The organism is Pseudoalteromonas mucoides, assembly GCF_049257175.1.
GTDB lineage: Bacteria > Pseudomonadota > Gammaproteobacteria > Enterobacterales > Alteromonadaceae > Pseudoalteromonas.
Genome location: NZ_JBMMUC010000001.1, coordinates 354,981 through 379,218, shown reverse-complemented (window position 1 = coordinate 379,218; position 24,238 = coordinate 354,981). Strand labels below are relative to the sequence as shown.

The 24,238-nt window shown below is 40.0% G+C and carries 25 protein-coding genes; 14 read left to right on the top strand and 11 right to left on the bottom strand.

Annotated features, from left to right (window positions below):
* Positions 1–40: 40 nt before the first annotated feature.
* A complete protein-coding gene (locus AAEU30_RS01595; RefSeq protein ID WP_421958992.1) occupies positions 41–1,579 on the top strand; it encodes a catalase in 1,539 nt (512 codons plus the stop codon).
* Between the two features lie 346 nt (positions 1,580–1,925).
* Positions 1,926–2,402, top strand: coding sequence for an ankyrin repeat domain-containing protein (locus AAEU30_RS01590; RefSeq protein ID WP_421958991.1), 477 nt, complete (start codon positions 1,926–1,928; stop codon positions 2,400–2,402).
* A gap of 41 nt (positions 2,403–2,443) precedes the next feature.
* Here the strand turns inward: AAEU30_RS01590 and AAEU30_RS01585 are convergent, their stop codons facing one another.
* Positions 2,444–5,599 (bottom strand): M1 family aminopeptidase, encoded by a 3,156-nt coding sequence (locus tag AAEU30_RS01585; RefSeq protein WP_421958990.1) that lies wholly within the window; start codon positions 5,597–5,599, stop codon positions 2,444–2,446.
* On the bottom strand, positions 5,590–6,462 hold the full coding sequence (locus AAEU30_RS01580) for an ABC transporter ATP-binding protein (RefSeq protein WP_421958989.1): 873 nt from the start codon (positions 6,460–6,462) through the stop codon (positions 5,590–5,592). Before AAEU30_RS01580 ends, AAEU30_RS01585 begins: the two co-directional genes overlap by 10 nt.
* Positions 6,463–6,688: 226 nt before the next feature.
* Between AAEU30_RS01580 and AAEU30_RS01575 the strand changes: the two genes are divergently transcribed.
* Both AAEU30_RS01575 and AAEU30_RS01570 read left to right on the top strand, forming a co-directional pair.
* The gene (locus AAEU30_RS01575; protein ID WP_421958988.1) at positions 6,689–8,194 is read left to right on the top strand and encodes a sensor histidine kinase; all 1,506 of its coding nucleotides are present in this window, start codon (positions 6,689–6,691) and stop codon (positions 8,192–8,194) included.
* Positions 8,191–8,865 carry a LytR/AlgR family response regulator transcription factor gene (locus AAEU30_RS01570; RefSeq protein ID WP_421958987.1) on the top strand — a complete coding sequence of 225 codons (675 nt, stop codon included), beginning with the start codon at positions 8,191–8,193 and terminating at the stop codon, positions 8,863–8,865. The genes AAEU30_RS01575 and AAEU30_RS01570 overlap by 4 nt, the downstream gene beginning before the upstream one ends.
* On the opposite strand, the gene AAEU30_RS01565 is transcribed toward AAEU30_RS01570, so the two are convergent.
* From AAEU30_RS01565 to AAEU30_RS01555, 3 genes are read right to left on the bottom strand one after another with little or no spacing between them, the layout of a single operon-like run.
* A complete protein-coding gene (locus AAEU30_RS01565) occupies positions 8,862–9,461 on the bottom strand; it encodes an SGNH/GDSL hydrolase family protein (protein WP_421958986.1) in 600 nt (199 codons plus the stop codon). The two genes, AAEU30_RS01570 and AAEU30_RS01565, sit on opposite strands and share 4 nt — an antisense overlap.
* A 2-nt stretch (positions 9,462–9,463) precedes the next feature.
* A complete protein-coding gene (locus tag AAEU30_RS01560; RefSeq protein WP_421958985.1) occupies positions 9,464–9,988 on the bottom strand; it encodes a DsrE family protein in 525 nt (174 codons plus the stop codon).
* A 53-nt stretch (positions 9,989–10,041) separates the two neighbouring features.
* Positions 10,042–10,506 carry a flavodoxin family protein gene (locus AAEU30_RS01555; protein WP_421958984.1) on the bottom strand — a complete coding sequence of 155 codons (465 nt, stop codon included), beginning with the start codon at positions 10,504–10,506 and terminating at the stop codon, positions 10,042–10,044.
* Between the two features lie 98 nt (positions 10,507–10,604).
* On the opposite strand from AAEU30_RS01555, the gene soxR reads away from it, so the two are divergent.
* Positions 10,605–11,066: a redox-sensitive transcriptional activator SoxR gene (gene soxR, locus AAEU30_RS01550; protein WP_421958983.1), complete on the top strand. Its 462-nt coding sequence runs from the start codon at positions 10,605–10,607 to the stop codon at positions 11,064–11,066.
* Positions 11,067–11,080: 14 nt separating this feature from the next.
* Here the strand turns inward: soxR and AAEU30_RS01545 are convergent, their stop codons facing one another.
* On the bottom strand, positions 11,081–11,596 hold the full coding sequence (locus AAEU30_RS01545) for a DUF6795 domain-containing protein (RefSeq protein ID WP_421958982.1): 516 nt from the start codon (positions 11,594–11,596) through the stop codon (positions 11,081–11,083).
* A gap of 138 nt (positions 11,597–11,734) precedes the next feature.
* Here AAEU30_RS01545 and AAEU30_RS01540 point away from each other — a divergent pair, with 138 nt between their 5' ends.
* Together AAEU30_RS01540 and AAEU30_RS01535 are read left to right on the top strand one after the other, a co-directional pair.
* A complete protein-coding gene (locus AAEU30_RS01540; RefSeq protein ID WP_421958981.1) occupies positions 11,735–12,361 on the top strand; it encodes a hypothetical protein in 627 nt (208 codons plus the stop codon).
* Positions 12,351–13,436, top strand: a complete 1,086-nt coding sequence (locus tag AAEU30_RS01535; RefSeq protein WP_421958980.1) for a rhomboid family intramembrane serine protease — start codon at positions 12,351–12,353, stop codon at positions 13,434–13,436. The genes AAEU30_RS01540 and AAEU30_RS01535 overlap by 11 nt, the downstream gene beginning before the upstream one ends.
* 45 nt (positions 13,437–13,481) lie before the next feature.
* On the opposite strand, the gene AAEU30_RS01530 is transcribed toward AAEU30_RS01535, so the two are convergent.
* Entirely contained in the window at positions 13,482–14,672 is a 1,191-nt protein-coding gene (locus AAEU30_RS01530; protein WP_421958979.1) for an iron-containing alcohol dehydrogenase, read from the bottom strand.
* A 44-nt stretch (positions 14,673–14,716) separates the two neighbouring features.
* A complete protein-coding gene (locus AAEU30_RS01525; RefSeq protein WP_421958978.1) occupies positions 14,717–15,079 on the bottom strand; it encodes a DUF1294 domain-containing protein in 363 nt (120 codons plus the stop codon).
* Positions 15,080–15,123: 44 nt separating this feature from the next.
* On the opposite strand from AAEU30_RS01525, the gene AAEU30_RS01520 reads away from it, so the two are divergent.
* On the top strand, positions 15,124–15,654 hold the full coding sequence (locus tag AAEU30_RS01520; RefSeq protein ID WP_421958977.1) for a hypothetical protein: 531 nt from the start codon (positions 15,124–15,126) through the stop codon (positions 15,652–15,654).
* A 45-nt stretch (positions 15,655–15,699) separates the two neighbouring features.
* On the opposite strand, the gene AAEU30_RS01515 is transcribed toward AAEU30_RS01520, so the two are convergent.
* On the bottom strand, positions 15,700–16,242 hold the full coding sequence (locus AAEU30_RS01515; RefSeq protein WP_087533176.1) for a carboxymuconolactone decarboxylase family protein: 543 nt from the start codon (positions 16,240–16,242) through the stop codon (positions 15,700–15,702).
* A 110-nt stretch (positions 16,243–16,352) separates the two neighbouring features.
* On the opposite strand from AAEU30_RS01515, the gene AAEU30_RS01510 reads away from it, so the two are divergent.
* On the top strand, positions 16,353–16,940 hold the full coding sequence (locus AAEU30_RS01510; RefSeq protein WP_421958976.1) for a TetR/AcrR family transcriptional regulator: 588 nt from the start codon (positions 16,353–16,355) through the stop codon (positions 16,938–16,940).
* 38 nt (positions 16,941–16,978) lie between these two features.
* Here the strand turns inward: AAEU30_RS01510 and AAEU30_RS01505 are convergent, their stop codons facing one another.
* Both AAEU30_RS01505 and AAEU30_RS01500 read right to left on the bottom strand, forming a co-directional pair.
* The gene (locus tag AAEU30_RS01505) at positions 16,979–19,099 is read right to left on the bottom strand and encodes a methyl-accepting chemotaxis protein (protein WP_421958975.1); all 2,121 of its coding nucleotides are present in this window, start codon (positions 19,097–19,099) and stop codon (positions 16,979–16,981) included.
* A 162-nt stretch (positions 19,100–19,261) separates the two neighbouring features.
* The gene (locus AAEU30_RS01500; protein ID WP_421958974.1) at positions 19,262–19,690 is read right to left on the bottom strand and encodes an organic hydroperoxide resistance protein; all 429 of its coding nucleotides are present in this window, start codon (positions 19,688–19,690) and stop codon (positions 19,262–19,264) included.
* A 128-nt stretch (positions 19,691–19,818) separates the two neighbouring features.
* Between AAEU30_RS01500 and AAEU30_RS01495 the strand changes: the two genes are divergently transcribed.
* From AAEU30_RS01495 to AAEU30_RS01475, 5 genes are all read left to right on the top strand, one after another.
* Positions 19,819–20,256 (top strand): MarR family winged helix-turn-helix transcriptional regulator, encoded by a 438-nt coding sequence (locus AAEU30_RS01495; protein WP_421958973.1) that lies wholly within the window; start codon positions 19,819–19,821, stop codon positions 20,254–20,256.
* Positions 20,257–20,343: 87 nt separating this feature from the next.
* Positions 20,344–21,354: a zinc-binding alcohol dehydrogenase family protein gene (locus tag AAEU30_RS01490; RefSeq protein ID WP_421958972.1), complete on the top strand. Its 1,011-nt coding sequence runs from the start codon at positions 20,344–20,346 to the stop codon at positions 21,352–21,354.
* Positions 21,355–21,868: 514 nt separating this feature from the next.
* Positions 21,869–22,099, top strand: a complete 231-nt coding sequence (locus tag AAEU30_RS01485) for a hypothetical protein (protein ID WP_421958971.1) — start codon at positions 21,869–21,871, stop codon at positions 22,097–22,099.
* Between the two features lie 57 nt (positions 22,100–22,156).
* Positions 22,157–23,509 carry an N-succinylarginine dihydrolase gene (gene astB / locus AAEU30_RS01480; protein ID WP_421958970.1) on the top strand — a complete coding sequence of 451 codons (1,353 nt, stop codon included), beginning with the start codon at positions 22,157–22,159 and terminating at the stop codon, positions 23,507–23,509.
* Positions 23,509–24,084 (top strand): GNAT family N-acetyltransferase, encoded by a 576-nt coding sequence (locus tag AAEU30_RS01475; RefSeq protein ID WP_421958969.1) that lies wholly within the window; start codon positions 23,509–23,511, stop codon positions 24,082–24,084. The genes astB and AAEU30_RS01475 overlap by 1 nt, the downstream gene beginning before the upstream one ends.
* Positions 24,085–24,238: the final 154 nt, after the last annotated feature.

The following is a 24,238-nucleotide window of genomic DNA, read 5'->3' as shown; positions in this document are numbered from 1 at the left end:
GCTTGCACGGCGCAAGTTTATAAATAGATAAGGCCAACATATGAATACTCAATTAAACATAATAAACAATAGAGCAGCTCTAACATTAAGTGCCCTTGCGCTAGCGGTCGCATTACCTGCAAGTGCAGCTACTACACTAACAAAAGACAATGGCGCAGCCGTTGGCGATAATCAAAATTCAATCACTGCGGGTGAACGCGGTAGTGTGTTACTTGAAGATGTGCAGTTAATTCAAAAGTTACAACGTTTCGCTCGCGAACGAATTCCTGAGCGTGTGGTGCATGCCCGTGGAACAGGTGCACACGGCGTGTTCGTTGCAAGTAAAGAATTAGACGATTTAACTATAGCGGCACCATTTAGCGAAGCGGGTAAAGAAACAGACGTGTTTGTGCGCTTCTCATCTGTTATACACTCTAAAGGTAGCCCTGAGACCCTTCGCGACCCACGCGGCTTTGCAACTAAGTTTTACACTGATGAAGGTAACTGGGATCTAGTAGGTAATAACCTACCGGTATTCTTTATACGTGATGCGATTAAATTCCCAGATATGGTGCATTCATTAAAACCATCACCGGTAGATAATATTCAAGATCCAAATCGCTTTTTTGATTTTTTCTCGTATGAGCCTGGTTCAACTCACATGTTAACCTGGGTTTACAGCGACTACGGTACACCAGCCAGCCTGCGTAAAATGGATGGTTGGGGCGTACATGCCTACAAAATGATTAATAAAACAGGCGATGTTAAATACGTTAAATTTCATTGGGTAAGTCAGCAAGGTATCGACAATTTAGACAGCAAAGAAGTGGCTGAAGTACAAAGCCAAGACTTCCAACACTTAACCCGTGATCTTTATGCAGAGGTAGGCAAAGGCAACTTCCCAAAATGGGATTTATACATTAAAACCCTTGAGCCTTCTCAGCTTGATGATTTTGACTACAACCCATTAGATGCAACTAAAATGTGGTTAAATGTTAAAGAAACAAAAGTAGGCACAATGACATTAAATCGTATGCCAACTAACTTCTTCCAATCAACTGAACAAGTTGCAATGGCACCGGCTAACATTATTCCAGGTATTGAGCCATCGGAAGACCGCTTATTACAAGGGCGTGTGTTTTCATATGCGGATACACAAATGTATCGCTTAGGTGCAAACCACCAGCAATTGCCAATTAACCGTAGCAAAGTGGATGTTGTAAATTACAACCAAGACGGCGCAATGAACTATGGCAACACCACGAGTAACGTGAACTACCAACCGAGCCACGAAAATGTCAGTGAAAACCCAATTGCACGTAGAAGCCAAACGCAGCTGAAAGGGTATGTACAACAAGCCGCTATCAAAAAGCAGCAAAACTTTGCCCAAGCTGGCGTGTTATATCGTGGCTTTAGCAAGCAAGAGCGTACTAATCTCATTAATAACCTTGCAGGGGACTTAGGCAAAGTACAAAACAGCGATGTTAAACACAAAATGTTAAGCCACTTTTATAAAGCTGATAATGAATACGGCACCCGTTTAACTAAGGCCGTAAATGGCGACCTGAAAATGGTTAAGCAACTGGCAAACAAACTTTAACTGATACACCCATTCCCAACCTTGATGAGGAAGCTGAGGGTCTGTTGACCTTTTAAGATTAAATTTGCAGCAGTCTATTTGGTATTTAGGCAAGGCAGCGCCTATGTAGTGTGGTTATTCCCCATAAATAGGCGATAACGCAGCATCAATGCCAAACAGGCGCTGCCCTTCGGGTTCTGCCTCGGGGCGATTTACTCTTTGTTGCTCGGTTTTTACTTAGCCCACTAGGTTACAAACCTCGCGCCGCGATTAAACCGCCCCGAGCTTGAACAAACTTTAATCTACAAAGGTCAGCAGACCCTGTCTTCCTCTTTTTTTAAGGGTACACTTTTTTAAGGGCATATAAATGCGTAAACTATTTATTATTCTTATCACTGTTTTAAGTTTTAACTCCGTGGCAGTAGAGTCAGCACAAACTGACACGCAATCACAATATGACAACCTACTTGCCTACTATTTTGCAGCAGCCCGTACAGGCGATGAACAGGTAATTCAACAATTTGTAACCGCGGGCATTCCAATTAATAGCTATAACAACAAAGGTTACACAGCGTTAATGATTGCAACCTATCACGGTCACAAAAACACGGTAAATTCACTATTAAATTTAGGTGCTAATGCCTGTCTTGAAGACAACCGCGGTAACACAGCATTAATGGCAGCCATTTTTAGAGGCGAATTTAGTATAGCTAAAACCCTAGTAAGCCTGGATTGCGATACCAATCACGCAAATAAAGCAGGCCAAACAGCCGAGCAATTTGCACAAACATTTGGTCAAGATAAAGTACTAGCGTTATTAGATTCATTAAAACCAAAACAGTAAAAAGCCCTGCAGGGGATGTCAGGGCTTTGTTATAGGTTTGCTTAAACACCTAAAAACAACTCATTTATTAATGCGATATCATTCTCAGGAATTTGTTGTTTTAACGCCTGAATAAAATCCATTGCCGTTGCAGGCCAATTTGGGTATGCATACTCCTGCCATACTGATTTAAGTGCTTTTACTATTGGCTCATCGCCTACTTTAGCCCTTAATTTTGCAAATACGATTGTGGCTTTAGAGTATTGATCATAGCTTTTTGTTGAATCAATTAACGCCATTTTAGCGGTAATGTCCATACGTGATGCTTGCTCGTATCGCTGTGTTTCATAATCTACTAATACGTTCATAGCTGCTTTTCCAAAACGCTTTTCTATCACCACTAACTCGATATATTTTGCCATCGACTCAATTAAAAACGCACTGTCGGCAGGTACACTATTACCTATATCATGACCAAACCATTGATGCGCGGTTTCATGTACTGCACGGCGATAACGCTGATCAAAACCAGCATCAACACTTGGCCGAGCCCTAAAACCGACGGTATCCTCAATTAATATTATTTGTGGTAAGGCATACCCAGTGCCCCCAAAGGGTGGAGCTGCAAGTATGCTCAATTGCTTAGCTTTATAGGCAACAATATTATTTTTAAACCAATCAAGTGTGTCGATCATCGCTTGAAAGTGAACGGCAATTGCATCTGAACGCTCAATCAGCTCTTGTTTTTTTACAAATACTTGTAACGTAACACCATCATGCTTTTTAGTTTCAGCAGTAAAGGGCACTGACAGCCAAGCTGGTAAGTTATTAATTTTATTGTATGTTCTAAACTCAAATATCTCACGTCCTTGTTCACGTTTATGTGCTATTTGCTTGCCCTGTGTCACAACTTGATACCCAGCTGCCGTTGATACAGTGCTCGACATCGTTATGCGCTCATAGTGTTCAGGCCTTTTTTGCTGCTCAGTAAATAACGTTGCAGCTAAAGGCCTAGCCTTTTGTTGCAAACCATATTGAGCACGTAACTGTGTATCGGTTAGCTCATAGTTGGCTTGATAACCAATAGTTGGTAACGCAGGAACTGCGCGAATATAACTAAACTCTGGCGTAATTATTTGATGCCCACCAGCAGGCCACAATGTTGCTTGATGAATCTCAAATTGTGTGGTTAATTGTCGTGTTTCATGCGGTTTTAATGCAATATCAAACTCATACACAGCTTGATTTAAGTCAGGGTAAAACCCAATTTGGGTCGCACCAGCAATCTTCACATTCGCCCATTTATAAAACCCTGCCCTGCCCACTAAAATTTGCTTAATAGCCTTTGAATGAAGATTTTTTAAAGTGTATGTCAGATCAAACTTAGCAAACTGTTGATGCGGGTAAAAATCAATGTGTGCATCAATATGGCTAACTTGTGGTTGCAACTTATGCTGCCAATCGGCAAAGTTCCTTTCATAATTGGCTTTAAAGGCTTCACGTTTATGTGAATTGGTAAGGGGCTTTTCTTCAACTAAACGTAGGTGTAATTGCACAATTAAGCTAACGCAGAGCAACACTGGCATTATTAGCCATGCATCTTTTCGAACAACTGCACGCCTATCAAGCCCCGCACCACGGTGACTAAATACACACGTTAGCAATATTAAGCTTATACAGGCTGGTAACCACACCTGCATATAAGGCCAATAACTGCTAATACTCGCCCGATAACCCCAAAATTCACTCGGCGGCTGCAATGGCGTCCAAGCTAGGCTCCAAAATGTGTGTGTGAGTCCTAAATAAGTCATAACGGGTGTAAATTTTAGCAACAGCATCACAAAAATGATTGCTCCAGCAACCAGTGTTGAGCGACAAATATTAAATACACATACCGTTACCCAACCAATCAGCATTAAGGGTAGTGCCATTAAACACAGAATATATACATGGTCATATGCATTATATTGGCTATCAATAAACCATTGTGCTAAAGAAGCCCCCGCAAAGCTCATCGTTGAAAAAATAATAACCAGAGTAGCCAATACCAATAATTGACTATATAAAATAGTGGCAGTTTTGATAGGCGTTGCAGCAATTAGCTCAGCCATATTAAAGCGCTTTGCATAACAAGTTATTTGCCAGCTCCAAAGCACCGTCAGTAAACACCCAAACAGTATTTGCATATTAAAAGCATAGTGACTAATAGCATCAATGCTGGTTGCATTTATTACACTCAATGGCTCAGCATAAGCAGCAGAAGAGGCTACATTATTAAACACCATGGCCGGCCAAGCTAATAAAATTATTAATGTTATTGGATGCTTTAATACATTGAAAAGCGCTACTTTATAGAACGTGATAAATATCGCTAGTCCATGTTTTTCTGCAGCCACAGGTCGGTACGAGGCATTTGCTACTGTAACGGGTTGTAGCTTGCTCACTGGACTTTTTGCTGGCTTACTAAACGAGTTAGACCCATTACTTGCTACAGCACTAAAACAGATAAGACTTGTGAGTAATAAGATCAGCACCCGATTAACAGCGATAATCCAGCCTTGGGGGTCAATAAAGCTGGCTATAATGGTGGTGTATGCGAAAGGGTCTAACCATATAAATAGTTGATAGCTGGTTTCACTGATAATACTACTGCCTGCCAATATAGGATTGCCAGTAACACTTGCAAGCAATAAATAGCCAATCCACAAAGCTGCAAATGCCACATAATTCACCAAAGCACTGCAGAACTTTTGACAAAACCAAAATGCAATTACACTGAGAAAACACGTATTAGGAAACAACACAAAAAGGCTATTAACAACCAGGTGATTAATAATTTGCCAGTCAAACCCTTTACTAAACAACTGCGTTACAACCATCACCAGCATACTAATAAATGCAATCGCAAACACACACAGCACCAAAGCGCTTAAACGTAGCAATGCGCGTTGCTTTAACGTAACAGGTGTAGCAGCCACAAGCTCATGCATATTATGAATTTTATCACGTAAAAAAAATGTCGGTGCAAGCGCACCTGTTAGTAAAGCTAGTTGCATCATTTGCAGTGCAACTAGGTGCAGCTTTATTTGGTTTGTCGCATCACTTCCTTCAACAGCTAACCCTGCTGACAATGTAAACGCAAATAAAGGTGCTGCTAAAAAGCACAGCCAAAGCAGAGGCTGACGAGTGATATAACGAAGTTCATTGATCAATAACATGTGTGACACCCTCTAGCTTTCAATTCATAGAAATAGCTATCTTGCAGTGTCGGTTCTGCGGGTATTGCACTTTCAGCTGGGGTCGTTGTAGCATAAACACGAAATGAAGGTTTGCCGTAACGATAGCTTTTACTTAGTACAAAGCTCTCTTGTGGTAGTTCAATAGGAAGGGTGTCTAGCAGCCATACACATCCATGCAATGGCTTAATAAGAGCGGCGACTTCACCACTTTTAATTAGCCGGCCTTGGTTAATCATTGCAACAAAGTGACACTGATTTTCTATATCTTCCACAATATGGGTCGATAACAGCACTAGGCGCTGTTTACTAATGGTCACCAATAAATTATTGAGGCTTTCGCGCTCAGCCGGGTCGAGCCCTGCGGTTGGCTCATCTAGAATAATCAGTTTAGGGGAGCCTAGCAACGCTTGTGCAATACCAAACCGTTGTTTCATTCCCCCCGAAAAGTGGCTCACCTTTTTGTTTGCAAACTGAGATAAATTTAACAGCGCCAAAAGCTCATCTATTTGCTGCTTTCGGTCTTTTTTATTGAGTCCTTTTAAAATTGCAATATGTTCTAGCAATGCAAAACAACTCATATTTGGATAGACACCAAATTGTTGTGGTAAATAGCCCAGCTGTTTGCGCATCTGTTCGGGATGTTGCAATACATCTAAACCGTCAAAATTTATCTGACCATTATCAACACTTTGTAAACACGCAAGTGTGCGCATTAAACTTGATTTACCCGCCCCATTTGGCCCAAGTAAACCAACCATACCAGCAGGTAAGTGAATCGAGACATCATTTAATGCATGCGTACCATCTGCGTATCTTTTATTTATATTTGTAAGTGTCAGCATCTATTGCGCTCCTTAATTGACGAATAGTCACATTAAGCAACGCTTAACAAATCAGCTAGCAAGTAATGATCAAAGCCTATAACTAAGGGATAAGAGTAGCGATTTGCTTCTCATCATTAAAAACCTTACTTTCATCATTATTTGTGGTTTTTTAGCAACGTAAAGATGTGTTAATAATGTTTAAAGGGTAAAGTAGTGTGAAATTAAAATTATATTTAGGTGAAATGTGCAGGCGGTTATTTCCTTTTTATCACAACGGGTTAAGGTAAAATATGTCATTGCCTTATTGCCTCTTTTCGCTGCAATTTTACTTGAAGCACATATACACTTTTTATCGTTAAGGCTTAGCTCAGCGGCACTTTACTTACAAATAAATGCGCAGCTACTATTTGTATGCCTGCCTTTTTTAATCGCCCATGTATTAGCATTTAAGCACTCTTCAAGGCTGGCCTTAATAAGCTGGTTATTAGGTTTTATTGCTTACCCTATCTTGATATACGCGCTCAGTGTGCTGCTTCCACAATTTGCCTTGTGGCACTATTTAGTCCCACAAGGCTGGGCCTTATGTACGGGAGCAAGTCTTGTGGGGCTAATATCTCAACGTGTTGCCACTCGGCCTTCACTCACAAGTAAACGGCTAAGTACATTAATATCATTGGATAATGTAGTGTTGCTCACTCTTTTGGGCTGGTGTTTTCTAATGGCCGGGGTACTTAATACACATAAAGATCCACTATTAAATCAACCATTTGATTTAATTTTTGACCCAAGTAAAGTTATCTCGCAGTTTGGTCAATTTATCACTTACTTTTGGCAACTAGGCGTTTATACTGCAATTGTTTACGGGTTGTATTTATTTAACCGATACTTTCTCATTCGCCACTTGCTTGCAGTTCACGGCGTATTTTTGTTTGTAGCCGTTTGCGTTATTGTAATGCTGGTATTAACACCTTTGTTGATAGCTGCCGTTCTATCGCTACCAATTAATGACTTACCCCATGGCGTTGCTAACCTCACACCAAGTGGTGACCAAAATATTTTTAGTAAGTTTAATTATCAGTTTATGCTGCTTTTTCTTGTTATAAGTACACCGATTATTTTGGCGTTTGAACGTCAACAGCAACAAAGCAAGTTAAATGAAGTCGCTAAACAGCAAACTCAAACCGAACTAAAATTACTCCAACAACAAGTGAACCCTCATTTTTTATTTAATACATTAAATAACTTATATGCGCTTACGCTGACAAAATCAGAACAAGCTCCACAGTTAGTGCTGCATTTGGCAGACTTACTACGCTATACAGTTTATGAAGGGCAAAAGTCATCCGTGCCACTAGAAAAAGAGCTAGACTACCTTAAGAACTTTATTGAATTACAAAAGATAAGAAGCGCCAATAAGTGTAAGTTTAACCTTGTTTGGCCACACAATTTTAACGCCTTGTGCATTACACCACTACTGCTGATAATTATCGTTGAAAATGCCATAAAACATGGTGTTGAACCCGGGACCGACAAAACACATGTATCAATTGAAATAATAATCAACGACAATGCTTTAACACTTTATTGCGCCAATCCAATACCCGCTCAAGTAGCAAAAAATAAACAAGGGATGGGACTTGCTAATTTACAAAAACGACTGCAACTTTTATACCCTAATAAGCATTCTCTAATCACCCATAAGCAAGATGCAATGTGGCAAACAACACTGACTTTGGAGTTATTAAAATGATCAAAGCCATCATTGTCGATGACGAGCCATTGGCACACCAAGTGCTGCTGCATCATTTAACAGAACACACTAATATAAATGTGGTAGGCCAATACTATAGCGCTAAAGATGCCTTATGTGTGCTTGCCAAACCAGGTGTTGATTTAGTGTTTCTCGACATTAATATGCCTGAACTAACAGGGCTTGAGCTATTAAATGCGCTTGCTAATCCGCCGCAAGTAATTATCAATAGCGCTTATCAAGAGTATGCCTTAGCTGGCTTTGATTTAAATGTCACAGACTACTTGCTCAAACCCGTTTCAGCGCCAAGGCTAAAGCAAGCTCTCAACAAAGTGTGCCAACGTGCGGCACAGCCTTTAGATCAGCAACCCAAAGATATAACGCTTAAAGTAGACCGAGAAAAACGCAAATTCTCGTTAGACACAATTGAATATATTGAAGCTTACGGTAATTATGTAAAGTTACATCAAGCTGGCTCTTTTACCCTTGCCACAACGACACTTAAGCAACTGAGAGAACAGCTAGTAGGTACATTTATACAAATTCACAAGTCATATTTAATTAATAAAAACAAAGTGACTGCTGTTAATCATGAATATGTTGAACTAACAACAGGGGCTATTGTTAAAATAGGCAAATCATATAAAGAGCTCTCTCGCACGCTGCTTTAAACTAAAGGGAGTAGCTGTTTTGCAAGGCGAAAGTGCTCTTCATAAGGCCAATGTACACCTTCACTTTCGCAAGCACAGATAAGTGAAAAACCATCGATAAAAACACATGCGTGACGATCGGCGATGGCTTTAAATTCAAAAGATAATTGCTCGGCTTTATTACCTGCACCTGCGTAGATACTTTCATACTTCCCCACTTCATACACCTTGGCTGGGCTCAAGATGATTATTTTTGGCTGTGCTTTATCGTGATAAAACGCTTTAATGTGTGAAAGTAACGTCTCAAGCGCTTTGCCAATATCGATAGCAGACAGCCCAAAACGAACTTTTAAGTCATTAGTACCAAGCTGAATAATAACAACATCCAATGGCTGCGCTTCAAGATAAGGCTTTAGATACTTTACACCCGATTTATCGCCGTTGAACGGCGGGTTATTCACCAAAGTTCGATTTGGCTGCCCCGCTTCAATAACTAGGTGTTCTGACCCCAATCGCTCTGCTAGTATGCCCGGCCAGCGTTCATGCGCAGGCAGGCGCTTCCCATCAACCGGGGAGACTCCAAAAGTATTAGAGTCGCCAAAGCAAAGAATATTCATTTTTAAAACGGATTCAATGTATAGCCTTGTTGCTGTAACTGAGCGTGTGCAGTCATCGCTGAAAGTGCCATTTGCACTCCAGGTATTAATTGTTCAGGCTTTACTTTCATATGCGTTGCTGACTGCCCACACACATACACCTGGGTATTATTAGCGAGCAGTTGTTTAATCAAAGATTGGGTTTTGTTATCTTTGTCAAAACGGGCTTTATAAAAACTATTTTCTAACACATCAACACTCGCGCCACCATGAACTACTAAAGCCAACTGAATATTTTCTGGCTTTACACCATGAGCAACATGCATATTTATAAAACGCGCTAACGAATTAATATGATTATTTTGCGCGCCCTTTTGTGCGCCATCCCCTACATCAAACGCTATCTTAAACTGGGCTTGGCTTAAATCCGACTTATGGTTTGGCACATTATAAAAATAACCATAGTCTTTAATAACAGGTGCAGGCTCTGCCGCTAGAGTACTAAAGCTAGTTAAAAGAAGGCTAAAACCAGTAAGTAATGTTTTCATACATCATCCTTTTTTACTTTTTGTTCAGCCTACCCTAACGCTATTTAAAGTAATTAACTAGCCTGAACATGTGAATGCGTTTTAAAAGTCATACCCAAGTAGTTAAAAGTATGTTTAAACATATCAAGAAATGCATCTGGCGCAGAAGGTGAAGCCGCATTAGATAATATTGAAAATTGTTTTTGTCGAAGGGTTCGAAGCTTAGGCTTTAATACTTCATCATCCATATAATCAGTAATTCTATCCATAAACGCCTTCATTTGCGACGTCGTGCTGTACCAATAAACTGGTGAGGCTATAACCCAGTGATCGAAAGTAAGTAACTGTTCAAATAAAATGTAAAAGTCATCGCCTTGATATTGTTTATCATAACGATATGGCGAAATCACAAAGTCATCTAAACAAAAAACCTGCCCCCCCTGTTTTGCAGTATAATCATTTACTTGTAAGCTAGTATTTCCTATCTTACGCGCGCTTGAAAAAATAATGGCTGTATTTGAATTTAATTTACCTTGCATTTGTATCACTCCTTTTTTTATGATGGAGCAGAGCTTAAAACCTCAAGTTAAGTTAAGGTCAATAAGTAAATAAAAATTTTTAAAAGGAATTAAAACATATGACCGTTCAACAAAAAAAACTCACCGAAGCAAACTTAACCGTAGGCTTTGTCGCCAAGCGCAGTGGTGTAAAAGTCTCAGCCCTACACTTTTACGAAACCAAAGGGCTGATACGCAGCTGGCGTAACAACGGTAACCAACGCCGCTATAAACCAGACGTACTTCGTCGTGTAGCAGTCATCAAAGCCGCCCAAGCTATGGGTATAACGCTAGAGGAAATAAAACAAACGCTTGCCACACTGCCCGATGAACGCACTCCTACAAAAAAGGATTGGTCAGCACTATCTAAGCAATGGCAAAGCCAACTAGACGAACGTATTGCCTTTATGCAACGCCTGCGTGAGCGAGTTGATGGCTGTATCGGTTGCGGCTGCTTATCGATGGACAAGTGCCCTATTTATAATAAAGACGATTACTTAGGTGAAGAACAAAGTGGTGCTGTTTTATTAGAAAATGGTTAATTTTTATGAGTTTTTCAAAGCTTACAGGTTGTGTAGATAGTAAAGGTGTGACCATTGTTTTCAGCTATTGGTATGTCATATGTCTGTGGTTCTTGTGCGATATCACACTCTAGGCTACCTAATAATTCAATAAGCGTTTGGCTATCTGGGTTCAAGGAAATTATTGAATACCATACAATTACTCCCTCTAGCGTACCATTATCAATATAAATATGCTGATGCACAGATTCATTATCAAACATGTTACTAGGTTTAGACGTTCGAATAATTTTTTTAGGAAATGAAAAACGACCAGCCTCATCCGTAACTGACTTATCAATATACTCTTTGCCATATGTAAGTGATCTCAGTACCTCAACTCCCGATTGTGGATTGCCACCTTTCAGCAAAACTCCTTTGACTGGAGCTGATAAAACATAATCTTGTTTCTTTAAAAAGCCAAACATATCTGCATAAGCCTGTGTTGATATTAAAAACGTAATTGCCAATAGAGCAATATTTATTATTTTGCAGTTTAATTTAACTATCACATACACCTCAAATACAAAATACCAATTTTAAAAAATGCTAAGCGCCCTCGATAGAAGCTAAATAATTTATTGTCTAAATCTATAAATTAAAGTAGCCTTACGCGCTCAAAAAGGAAGCAACATAAAAGGAGCTTAATATTGGATCCCTCAAATCAAGCAGCTGCGCCTGCGAAAAAACCCAAACTAGCACAAGCTTTGAAAACTGTAGACAATAAAGAGCTTAAAAGTACAGGATTTTGGTTAAACCAAGTGTTTTTAGTGCTTTCAACTATTTTTGGAGTTTACCTAGCCGCACAAAGTGGTTTAGAACAAGCCTTGAAGTTTGATAGCTACAGCAAAATGGAAGACAACTTTTATTTACGTACGTCGCTTTATGATGAAGTTAATGATAACGCAAATAATATTAGGGCCTATGCAGCTCGTTTAGCTAAAAGCCCACCTAGCTCAGAAATGCAATATCACAAACCCACTTTAGAGAAGTATATTTGGCAAACGATGCAGTATTCGCCAACGACCCTTGAAACACCCAGTATATTTTTAACCCAAGTTAGGCGCTTTTACAGCCGTGCGGAGTATGTTGTTGAAGCCGTACTTAAGCGACAAATGTCTGCACGACAAGCATCAATTGAGCTTAATAAAATAACCGACATCATTGAAAAGCAAACCTTACCGCAACTACAAGCAAGTGCTTTGCACTTACAACAAGAATTGAAGAAAAACGATATTATTATCGGCTCACTAAAGGACTCTAGTAATGCCAACTAAAATTTGCCCGCACTGCAAAGATAGCCCATTAGATGTTACTCATTATCACGGTGAAGAAATTGATATCTGTCGCGAATGTGGTGGGTTATGGTTTGAAAAAAACGAAGTAAACCGTATGATTGCTGAGATCAATGAAGGGCCTATAGGTGAAAAATACGAAACTCATTTTGGTGAATCACTAGGTATTTCAAAGCTGGATTGCCCTGATTGTAATAAAAACCTTGAACGCTTCCATTTACTCGAAGATTTTCATACAGAAATTGATGTGTGTCGCCATTGTGATGGTAGTTGGATTGAAAAAGATCAATTAGAAAGCGTTGAAAACAGCCCTGAACTAAAAGCAAGTTTAAGTGAGCTGAATCAAAAAATTAACTGGAAAACGTATTTATTTCAATTTTTGACGCAGATGCCTGTTGAATATAACCTCAAGCCCAAACAAACACCTTGGATCACTCGTGGGCTAATAGCCATTAATGTGATTATTTTTGCATTGTACTTTTTTAATACCGACACGTTTATGGCTACTCTTGACCTGTTTGCTATGAATCCAAGTAAAATATCGCAAGGTGAACACCTATGGACGGTGCTCACCTGCGTTTTCTTACACGGTTCAGTTATGCATTTGGTAGGCAATATGTACTTTTTGTATATTATTGGTGATAACCTTGAAGATGTACTCGACCATAAAAAGTTTTTAATGTGGTATTTGATTTGTGGTTTGGCTGCATCATTTGCCAGTTTTATTGTTCACCCAAGTTCAACCATACCAAGCGTAGGTGCCAGTGGTGCAATAGCAGGGTTATTTGGTATGTATTTAATGTGGTTTAGACATGCCAGCTTAACGTTTATGATCATTATCTATCAGAAAAAAATCTCCGCTGTTTGGTTTTTTGTAATTTGGCTGGGTATTAATATTTTTGGCATGCTCTCTGCGCCGGATGGTGTAGATTATGGTGCACACATTGGTGGTTTTGTCGCTGGTTTACTGATTGGTTACCTGCTTAAGGCCAAAATAACCCAAGATAACCCAATTATTCGCTTATTAAATCAACCACAAGCACAGCTTAAACGTTAGCAATACTTTTAATAAACAGCCTTCAGAAGTGCATCTAGAGGCTGTTTATTCACTCACTTTACTAATAATCGCTTCACATTGCTCTTGGTTCATAAAAGCAGGCACGGGGTAATCCGGATGCGCCTCTTTTAATGCCGCTTTTGCTAGCTCTTTAATATCACTGCGTTGTATCTCTGGCAGGTGTTTAGGAATGTTGAGTACCTCTAATAACTGCTCTATGGTAGTAAGTAAAATGTTCGCTTTTTCTTCTACGCTTTGATCTGGCTGCGTCAATTTACAGTAATCGGCGATCTGTGCAAGTTTAGAGTATATAACTGGACCATAAAATTTAAGTACCGGCATAAGCAATACACTATTAGCCAAACCATGCGCTGTCCCATAACGCGCACCAAACTGATGTGCAATGGCATGAACATAACCTACCGATGCCCGCGTAAACGCTTGTCCTGCGTAAAATGATGCTAACAACATGTTTTCTCTGGCAACTAAGTTATCTCCATCCTTATAAGCTGTTGGCAAGTTATTTATTATAAGCTCGATGGCTTGCAATGATTTTTGATCACTAAAGTTTAGCCCTATTTTACCTATGTATGACTCTATTGCATGTGTCAGCGCATCGATACCGGTTGCTGCAGTAATAAAATCAGGGACTGACTGAGTAAGCTCTGCGATGAGAATCGCATCACTGGGCACCAAAGAAAAATCGGTAGCTGCATATTTTGTTTGAGTTTGTGGATCATTTACAACAGCAGCAACGGTTGTTTCAGAACCTGTACCTGCCGTTGTAGGAATAGCGCACAGAGGGGGAAGTTTTTTTAATACTTTAAATAGCCCCTTCAGTTGCTTAACTGACTTTTTTGGCTTTACTGAACGGGCTGCTATTAATTTAGCGCAATCTAACACTGAGCCACCGCCAACAGCGATGATACCTGCACATTGTTGAGCGTTATAAACTTGTACGCCCTTTTCAACGTTATCAATGCTTGGGTTAGGCGCTACATCAGTATATAAATACCACTTTATTTGTTGCTCATCTAATGATGCTAATGTTTTTTTAAGCACTCCGAGCTTTAATAATGTTGCATCACTTACGACTAACAAAGGCTTTTCTGTTTGCCAGGTTTGTAACCATTGCGCTAAGCCACTATACCCTGTGTACAAACGTGGATTAGGAATACCGATAAATATAACAATACATTTTAAAGCAAAGTGATAGCAACGATAAAAAATGGTCATAAAGGTAATCTTATAAATTTGTAGTACCTAATACTGCACTTAAATTAGAGATATTGCCAATAGTAAAGGTAAGCCAATGCGCTGCTGTTGATAATAATCGTTAACCATAATACAGCGATGAATGGTCGCTTCTTAGATTTATGCCGAAACCACTGCTGAGCTATTAATGCTCCTGGCCAGCCACATAATAAGGCTAAAATATGCAAGCTACGCTCTGGTACTCTGAGTGTTTGATTTGCTGTGTCTATCGCTAAACGCTTATCCCATTTGTACACCAAAATGGTGATCGTACTCATAAATGCATACACACTCGCTATGAATACAGGCCAATAGTTCAGCCAACTGCCAAGAGCTAAAATCGCAAGAAAACTTCCTGCAAACAGCAATAATACTTTTTTAATTAACAAACGTTAACCTATACTGGGACTATGAAGAATAACAAGATTTTATTATGTCATACTTAAAAACTATTTTACTAACCCTTTGTTTCACAGCGACAAGCTTATCTCTAGCGAGTGACTCGCCTGATATAGCAAAAGAGCTGGCTGTCTTTAAGCCCTATTTAGGCACGTGGCAGGCTGATTTTAAAGTAGAACCAGGAAAACCACCCATGCAAGATGTGAGTATGTGGGAGCGTGCTTTAAATGGTAAAGCCATTCGCACTTCGCATTCAATTAATGAAGGGGTGTATGGTGGAGAATCTATGATTTTTTGGGATAGCAAAGAGCAATCAATTGTTTTTTACTATTTCACTACCGCAGGCTTTTATACTAAAGGCACCATGAACGTCTTATCGCCCACAAAATTTGTCGCTTACGAAACAGTCACTGGCTCGAAAGAGGGAATAACAAAAGTTCGTTCCACCAGCGAATACATCGATAACAAATTTATTGTACTTACTTCGTATTTAAAAAAAGGCGAATGGACCAAACCTGAAGAGCGTATTTATATACGTAGTGGCAAGAAGGTAAAATTTAAATAACCTCTATTTGAACAATAACGCGGGCTTAAGCCCGCGTTTTGCATATTACTTAGCGAACTTTTTAAACGGTTCGTCTACCGGTGTATCTGCAAGGTGATTGGTGTAGTTGCTCATCACCTTTTGCGATAAACCTAACACAATTTCAAGCAACTGCTGCTGCGCATAACCTGCAGCAAAAAACTTTTCGATTTGTTCATCGCTGATCACCCCACGATTTTGCGTCATAGCAAGTGTTGTTTCACGAAGTGTTTCAAGCTTTTCATCTGCCAGTGGCGTTTTATTAACAAGCGCATCAACGATGCCTTCATCAACTTTCATACTCGCTGCAATCGCGCTGTGTGCAGGCACACAATAATGACATTCATGTTCAACGTTGATTGTTTGCCATACTACTGTTAACTCTTCTGCATTAAACGAAGTATTTTGAAATAGCTCATGAAGAACTTGGTAGCCTTCAAGCAATGTTGGCGCTTGTGCCATTACTGCGTGTAAATTAGGTAGCATACCAAACGCTGCTACTGACTTTTCCATTAAAGGTTTTGCCGCTTCAGGGGCGTTTTCTTGTGTGTATAAAGTAAATTCAGCCATTATTTAACTCCAAATTGAAAGTGTTTAAGTATGTTCGAGTTCATAATATTTGATTTTGAGCGACTGTTCAAGTTAAAATTGAGCAAGTGTTCAAATAGAGTAACTATGTGATGGTCAATAAAGTAAAATTCGAGCGTGATGAAGTAATACGCACAGCGGGACAGTTGTTCTGGAAAAAAGGCTTTAACGCCACATCGACTCGCGATTTGCAAAATGCTATCAATATGCGCCCAGGCAGTATTTACGCCGCATTTGGTTCTAAAGAAGGCCTCTATTGCGAAGCGATAAAAGACTATGCACAATTTATGCAAAGCCAGCTTTTATCTGCGCTTAATGAACACTCTAGTGTACTTGATGGTTTAACTGCTTTTGTGAAGAAGGTACTCATTGAAGATGCTCAATGTGCGCCAAGTATGTTGTGCATGTTAGTCAAAGCGAATAATGAGTTTACCGAGGATGAGCCAACACTAAAGTTATTGAGCTACGACCTTGCAAATCAATTTGAGGCATTTCTAACAACCTTGTTTGAAAAGGCTCAGCACGCTAAAGAGCTTGATACACGTATTACAGCAATCGAGTATGCGCGCTATTTTCAAATTCAATTTACAGGCTTACGTAGCTACTTAAATAGACCAAACACACAAGAGTTAGCTGATCCCTTGATTGACCAAATGTTCCTATCAATCAAGCAGCTTTAATTTAAAAATGGCAGTAAACACTGACTGCCATGTCACTATTAAGTTTTAAGTTTATTTAGCTCATCATCTTGCTGGGCAACCAGTTGATTTAGCATTTGGCTACCATCACCCGCTTGCGTAGAAAGCTCAGCCAATTGCGATGCGGCATCTGAAATTAATGTCAGGTTACGGTTAATTTCTTCTGTTACTGAACTTTGCTCTTCCGCTGCTGTAGCTATTTGAGTGATCTGTCCTGTTATTTCCTCTACTTTTGTCACTACGCTATGAAGCGCATCAAATGCAACGGTTGTCTCATCAACGGCTGTTTGAGCTCGAACTACCCCTTTTTCAATAACAGAAGATGCATTACCGACTTCAAGCTGAAGGCTATCGATCAAACCACTGATATCATCGGTAGAAGAACGAGTTTTTGACGCAAGCGCTCTGACTTCATCCGCGACAACAGCAAAACCTCGGCCCTGCTCTCCTGCGCGGGCAGCTTCAATGGCCGCATTAAGTGCAAGTAAGTTTGTTTGCTCTGCAATGGTGCGAATTACATCTAGTATTTGAGTAATATCATTACTACGTGCGGCGACCTTCTCGACCGCTTGATTTGCCTGTTGAATTTCATCAGACATAGTTTTAACTTGTGATACCGCAGATGATAAACTCGCCTCACTACTGACGACCAAAGAGTTTATTTCGTCAGCTTGTTGTGCTGACTGTTCAGATGCTCGCGCAACTTCTAATGCCGTGGCGCTCATTTCATTCATTGCTGTTACCACACTTTCAATTTCTTGAAATTGAGACTGAACATTTTGCTTGGTGTCTAATGCAACATGCGCGGCCGTTTGCGCTTGCTCTTTCGTTTGACCTGACACATCTTTTAACTGGGCAATTAAATCACGCAGTTTGGCTAAAAAGGCATTAAACCCATAAGCTAAGGCAATTAGTTCTGCATGTGAGTCAACACTTAGCGTTTGGGTTAAGTCACCTTCACTACTTGCCAGGTTATCGACCCTTTTTTGAATTTGTTGTAACGGTGCAATTATACTCTTAATAACGATTAACATGACAAAAAAGGCCACTGCAGCGATGACAATACCTGTAATTAGAATAAGTCCGCCGAGGGTGCTGGCATTCTCGTCCATAGTTTGGGCTAATGCATGTGGACCACTTAACGCAAGCTCTGTGGGAACTTCGATCAATAAGTTCCACTGTTTGCCTGCCAGCTTAATTGTAATTGGATAATTAACTAGGTACTCGTTATTAACTTTATGAATGCCTGCTTCTTTTTTTAATCGTTCAAAGCTCGTTACTAAGCTATTTGATACCGACTCTTTTAAAGGTCGTCCCAATTTATCTTTGTAGTGACTACTACCAACCACTAAGTCTAGCGAGCTTAAAAGTGTTACTCTGGCTTGGCCATTATATAAGTCTTTTGACAGCTGCTCTGTCATGGTTTGAAATACAGGAAGTGTTAAATCAACCCCCGTCACACCGATAAAGCGGCCATTTCTGAGCACTGGCACAACTAACGACGTCATCATTTCTGAGTAACCAGGAGAGATTTCGTAAAGGTAAGGCTCCATAATACAAGAAGTTTTGGTGTCCTTTGCACATAAATACCATTCGGCCTCACGTTGACCAAACTCATTTAAAGTCGTGACATATTTTTCAGCAGCATCATCAACAACTTGCTGCTCTATAACCCCTTCTCGACTGCGCGTAAAGTAAACTTCTAAAGTACCCTCTCCGGCCACTGAGTGAGTATACCCACGAGTAAATTGTGCGTCTTTGTTGTCAAAACCATTTGCTTCAAATTGCGAGTAAATAGAGGAAATATTGCTGTTTCTTTCAATCAATGATTTATTAAGTTGCACGACAGATTCACGGCTAAGCGTACTTGCAGCATCTTGACTTCCAACAATGGCTGCAAATGAAAATGGCACTCTATAAGCTTCATTGATAAAGCCTGCAATTCGCTCACCATAGGCTGCTGCATTTGCCGTGAGTTTTTCTTCAACTTCAGCAACAATAAGCTCTTCAGCTTCACCCGAAAGCACTTTGTTACTGCTTGATAGTTGCCACCACAAAACACTCGATAATACAAGCACAGTAATAAAAATACTGCCTACAGTTAGCCAAAGTAACTTTTTTGATAATGCTAGTTGCCGCATTCGTTCGATCCTATAATTAAAACTACCTGTAGAGTTTAGCCTAATTAGAGAATGGTGCAGTAGATTATTGAAAAAACATGATTAACTTATCAAATTTATAGCTTTAACGCGTGTAAATTATGATACCAACTTAACACACAGCTAAATTGGTATCGAAGCACTTTATATAACAGAGAGTTCAACAGCAATATTGCCGCGAGTCGCATTTGAATACGGGCAAACTTCATGCGCTTTGGCAACTAATTCGTTAGCAGTGTCTTTATCAACATCACCAACAAATACCGCAAGCTTAACGGCAATACCAAAACCACCTACGATAGGACCAATAGATACTTCTGAATCTATTCGTGTGTCAGCGGGTAATTTAACTTTTGCTTGGCCTGCAACTAGCTTTAACGCACCGATAAAACAAGCGGCATAACCTGCTGCAAATAATTGCTCAGGGTTTGTACCTTGGCCATCATCACCGCCAAGGCCTTTTGGAGTCGATAAAGCCACATCCAAACGGCCGTCATCAGATTTTGCAGTGCCTTCACGGCCACCCGTCGCTGTTGCATTTGCTGTGTATGCTACACCTTGTAATTCTTTCATAACTTTCTCCTGTGAATTCAATTAAACAAATTTATTTTGCATGCAAAATAATAGACTCATTAATTCAACATTGCAAATACTTTGTATGCAAATTAAAATATGAACATGACGAAAAAGAGTGCACAGATATGAAATTCCCACAATTAAAGCTAGATAATCAAATTTGCCACCGTTTATATATGGCATCAAATGGCATAGTTCGCTCTTATCGTGAGGCCCTCACGGCAGTTGATTTAACCTACCCACAATACGTGGTGATGATGGCGCTATGGGAGAAAGACAAAATCAGCATTAATGAGCTACTCGATAAAACCGCGATTGATGGTGGCGCAATGACGCAAATCCTCAAAAAAATGACCGAAAAGCAACTGCTTCATATAGTCAAAGATGAGCAAGATAAACGAAAACGAATGGTACAACTGCAAGCTGCGGGCACACAGTTGCAACTAAAAGCAGAAAGTATTCCTGCACAAATACGCTGTAAGTTTCCTTCAATTTCAGAATCAGAAGCCACACAGCTGATCTCTTTACTCGATAAAATAAATAGTGACTTAACTATCAAATAATTTTTGAAAGTGATTCATGATTACTGCTCTTTTTATATATTCGATATACGTTATAGTGAGGTATCACTTTCTTCCAAGGAGCTAATTATGAAAGCCATCGGATATCAAGCCGCAACAAAAACACTAAACGATAACTCTTTCGAGGCAATCGAATTACCCACGCCAACCGCACAAGGGCGCGATTTATTAGTTGAAGTCAAAGCGATTTCAGTGAACCCTGTTGATGCTAAAATTCGCGCAAATGTGACTCCAGAGCACGGCCATAAGGTCATTGGTTGGGATGCTGTTGGTATTGTTAAAGCCGTTGGCAATGATGTGAGTTTATTTAATGTGGGCGATCGTGTTTATTACGCAGGAGACTTAACACGAGCTGGCAGTAATGCAGAGTTTCAATTGGTTGACGAACGTATTGTTGGTAAAGCACCAGCATCTCTTAGTGACTCACAAGCTGCGGCACTGCCACTTACAGCGATCACTGCATGGGAGCTCTTGTTTGACCGCCTGCAAATATCGCGCGCTGTGAATGCTAAACCTGCCTCTTTATTGGTGGTAGGTGCTGCTGGCGGCGTCGGTTCAATTTTGGTGCAACTGGCAAAGCAACTAACCAACTTAACGGTTGTAGGCAGTGCCTCTCGTGCTGACAGTGTAACTTGGTTAAACGATTTAGGTATTGAGCATGTCTTAGATCACTCTAAGTGCTTAAATGAACAACGCCAATCTCATAATCTAGAAGAGTTTGATTATATTATTAGCCTCACTCATACCGACCAACATTTAGACAGTATTATTGAGGCAATCAAGCCACAAGGCAAACTGGCCTTAATTGACGACCCTGCCAGCTTTGATATTTTAAAACTCAAGCGTAAAAGTATTTCACTGCATTGGGAATTTATGTATACCCGCTCAATGTTTCAAACTGACGATATGATAGCGCAACATCAGTTACTGACTGAGTTAGCTAAGCTGGTTGATAACGGCACCATTAAAACCACGCTAGGCCAGCTCTTAGGGAAAATTACTGTTGAAAACCTACTCAAAGCCCACGCTATTCTTGAATCTCATAAATCACGTGGCAAGCTGGTACTTGAAGGGTTTTAATACTTACTAACTCATTAATATAAACAGTGTCACGTGGGTATAAGTGGCACTGAAATAACCACCTAGCTTCGAAAGTATAGAATAAAACTGCATGCTTAATTTTAGCTATTCTTTTGCGTTATATTAATCTAACTCATCACCCTGTCGACACATCAATTAATATAAACTTTTCGTAAGATTAAAAGCTTGATGCAGCCTTTCTTGCTCCAGTAAAGTGCAAATCCACCAGTTTTTTCACTACATTAGTGCTTATACTCAATCTTCAATATTTATTAAAAACACAAGCTATTGATATAATTCAATTAAAATTAATTATACAGGCTGGCATAGATCTTTCTTATAGAAGAGTAACTCTTTAATCATGAGTTTTACCTTCATTTACCTCGTCTACAGGGAGCTCGAGCTATGACTAACTTTTATCACACTTTATATCTATTGTGGCGCTTAGACATTAGTGTTTGGCATGTTCACGAAGCCAACGATACCCACACTACAGCTGAAAGGGAGCGCAGATATGTTAAGTAGTTACCCTTACTTAGATGAAGCATTAAAAAAACTATCTGTACACCAGCTCACAATTACCGAAGCGTCGGCACAGTATGATTTACCAAAGCGTGTGATCTATAAAGCATTGCGTCAACAGCAGGCTAAAATATCACAACAAAAAGCCTACTTGCTTGCAACTCAAAAGCGTTTGCAGCAAAATTTACAAACTGTAGAGTTAGAATTAGCAAACTTAAATTAGAGTTCGGTGCTAATTTTCACTATAGTTTAATAAACCTTCCAACCATGTTGTAACAGTATGAATAAAGCAGTAGAAGTAAATTTTGATGGTCTTGTCGGCCCGACTCACAATTATGCAGGATTGTCTTATGGTAACGTGGCTTCACTAAATAATGCCGCGAGTTATTCCAATCCTAAAGAGGCGGTGCTACAAGGCCTTGCTAAAATGAAGGCAATGCACGATCTGGGGTTAACACAAGGTGTTTTTGCTCCCCACGCACGACCAGATGTAAATGTTTTGCGCCGCTTAGGATTTGGCGGCAGCGATAGCGACGTTATTGGCAAAGCCTACAAGGCTGATCCTATTTTGCTCCGTGCTTGTTACTCAGCCTCTGCAATGTGGACAGCAAACGCAGCAACAGTATCTCCCTCAGCAGATACCCTTGATGGCAAAGTACATTTTACTGCAGCAAATTTGAATAATAAGTTTCATCGTTCATTAGAGCCAGAAACCACAACCCGCTTACTTAAAGCAATGTTTAACGACACGAAAACGTTTAGTCATCATACTCATTTGCCTGATCAAGGTTTTTTTGGTGATGAAGGGGCTGCAAATCACACCCGCCTTACTGACAACCATGCTAGTACAGGACTTGAAATGTTCGTCTATGGGGCAAGTGCATTTAATAGCGCTTTACCTAAACCCAAAAAGTTTCCAGCAAGGCAGACACTTGAAGCCTCGCAAGCAATCTGTCGATTACATCAATTGAAGCCCACCAGCCAGATTTTATTACAGCAAAACCCTGATGTGATTGATCAGGGTGTGTTTCATAACGACGTAATTGCGGTGGGTAACGCTAATGTGTTGATGTGCCATGAGCAAGCTTTTTTAAATCAGTCTAATGCACTACAGCAAATCAAAAACGCTTACTTAGGTGAACTACCACTGCATATTATTGAAGTGCCTACTGCGAAAGTTAGCATTACTGATGCCGTAACAAGTTACTTATTTAATAGCCAACTCGTTAGCTTAAGTAATGGGAAAATGCTTTTAGTCGCTCCACAAGAGTGCCAAAATAATCCCGCTGTAAATACATTTATCAATGAGATGCTCAGTGCCGACAACCCCGTCAATCAAGTTCAGTTTTTTGACTTAAAACAAAGTATGCAAAATGGCGGTGGCCCAGCCTGTTTACGTTTGCGTGTGGCACTCAATCAGCAAGAGCTCGCAGCTGTTAACCCAGCTGTTATTTTAACTGATAGTAAGTACCAACAATTGTGTAACTGGGCGAATGAGCATTATCGCGATAGATTAAGCAGTGAAGACTTTGCTGATCCAAACCTGCTGCTTGAGAGTTGGCACGCACTTGATGAGCTCACACAGATTCTTGAACTTGGCTCTGTATATCCGTTTCAATTAGAACTGCAATAATGCCTCAAACTCAGCGAGAAGAAGTCAAAATACATAGCATAAATTCATTAGCGGGTTATCACAATTCATTAAATAACCTGTTAATGGACAGTGTTAATAACGGGGCATCTATTGGCTTTATTGCTCCATTAACAAGCCAAATCGCAGAGGAATATTGGCATAGTATTGAAGTTGAATTACAAAATAACGAACGCAAACTAATTGTAGCTACTAAAGGCTCAAAAATCATAGCTGCCGTTCAGTTGTCGTTGTGCCAAAAAGACAACGGTAAACATAGAGGTGAAGTTGAAAAGCTTATGGTGCACAGCCAACATCAAGGCCTAGGGTTTGCCAAACAACTAATGCATACTCTTGAACAAGGTGCGTTACAGCAACAACTGAAATTACTAGTACTTGATACTCGTTTAGGGGATGTTGCCTCTGATTTATACCGTAAACTTGGTTACATAGAAGCTGGGCAAATACCTCTTTTTGCACTGAGTTCATCAGGCGAATTACAAAGTACCGTATTATTTTATAAGTTACTAGCTAAGAACTTAGGACATTCGCCAGTCGCCAGTCGCCACTTACAGTGATGCGACAAAGTCCTGATGTAAAGAAAACGCCAATCTAGGTTAACTGACTAACGTTATGCGGCACACTTAAATCACGACCTACAGGAGGTTATATTACTTGTAGGCAAGTGGCTTGCCTACAAGTAATAATTTCACTGTCGCAGGTAAACTCGCT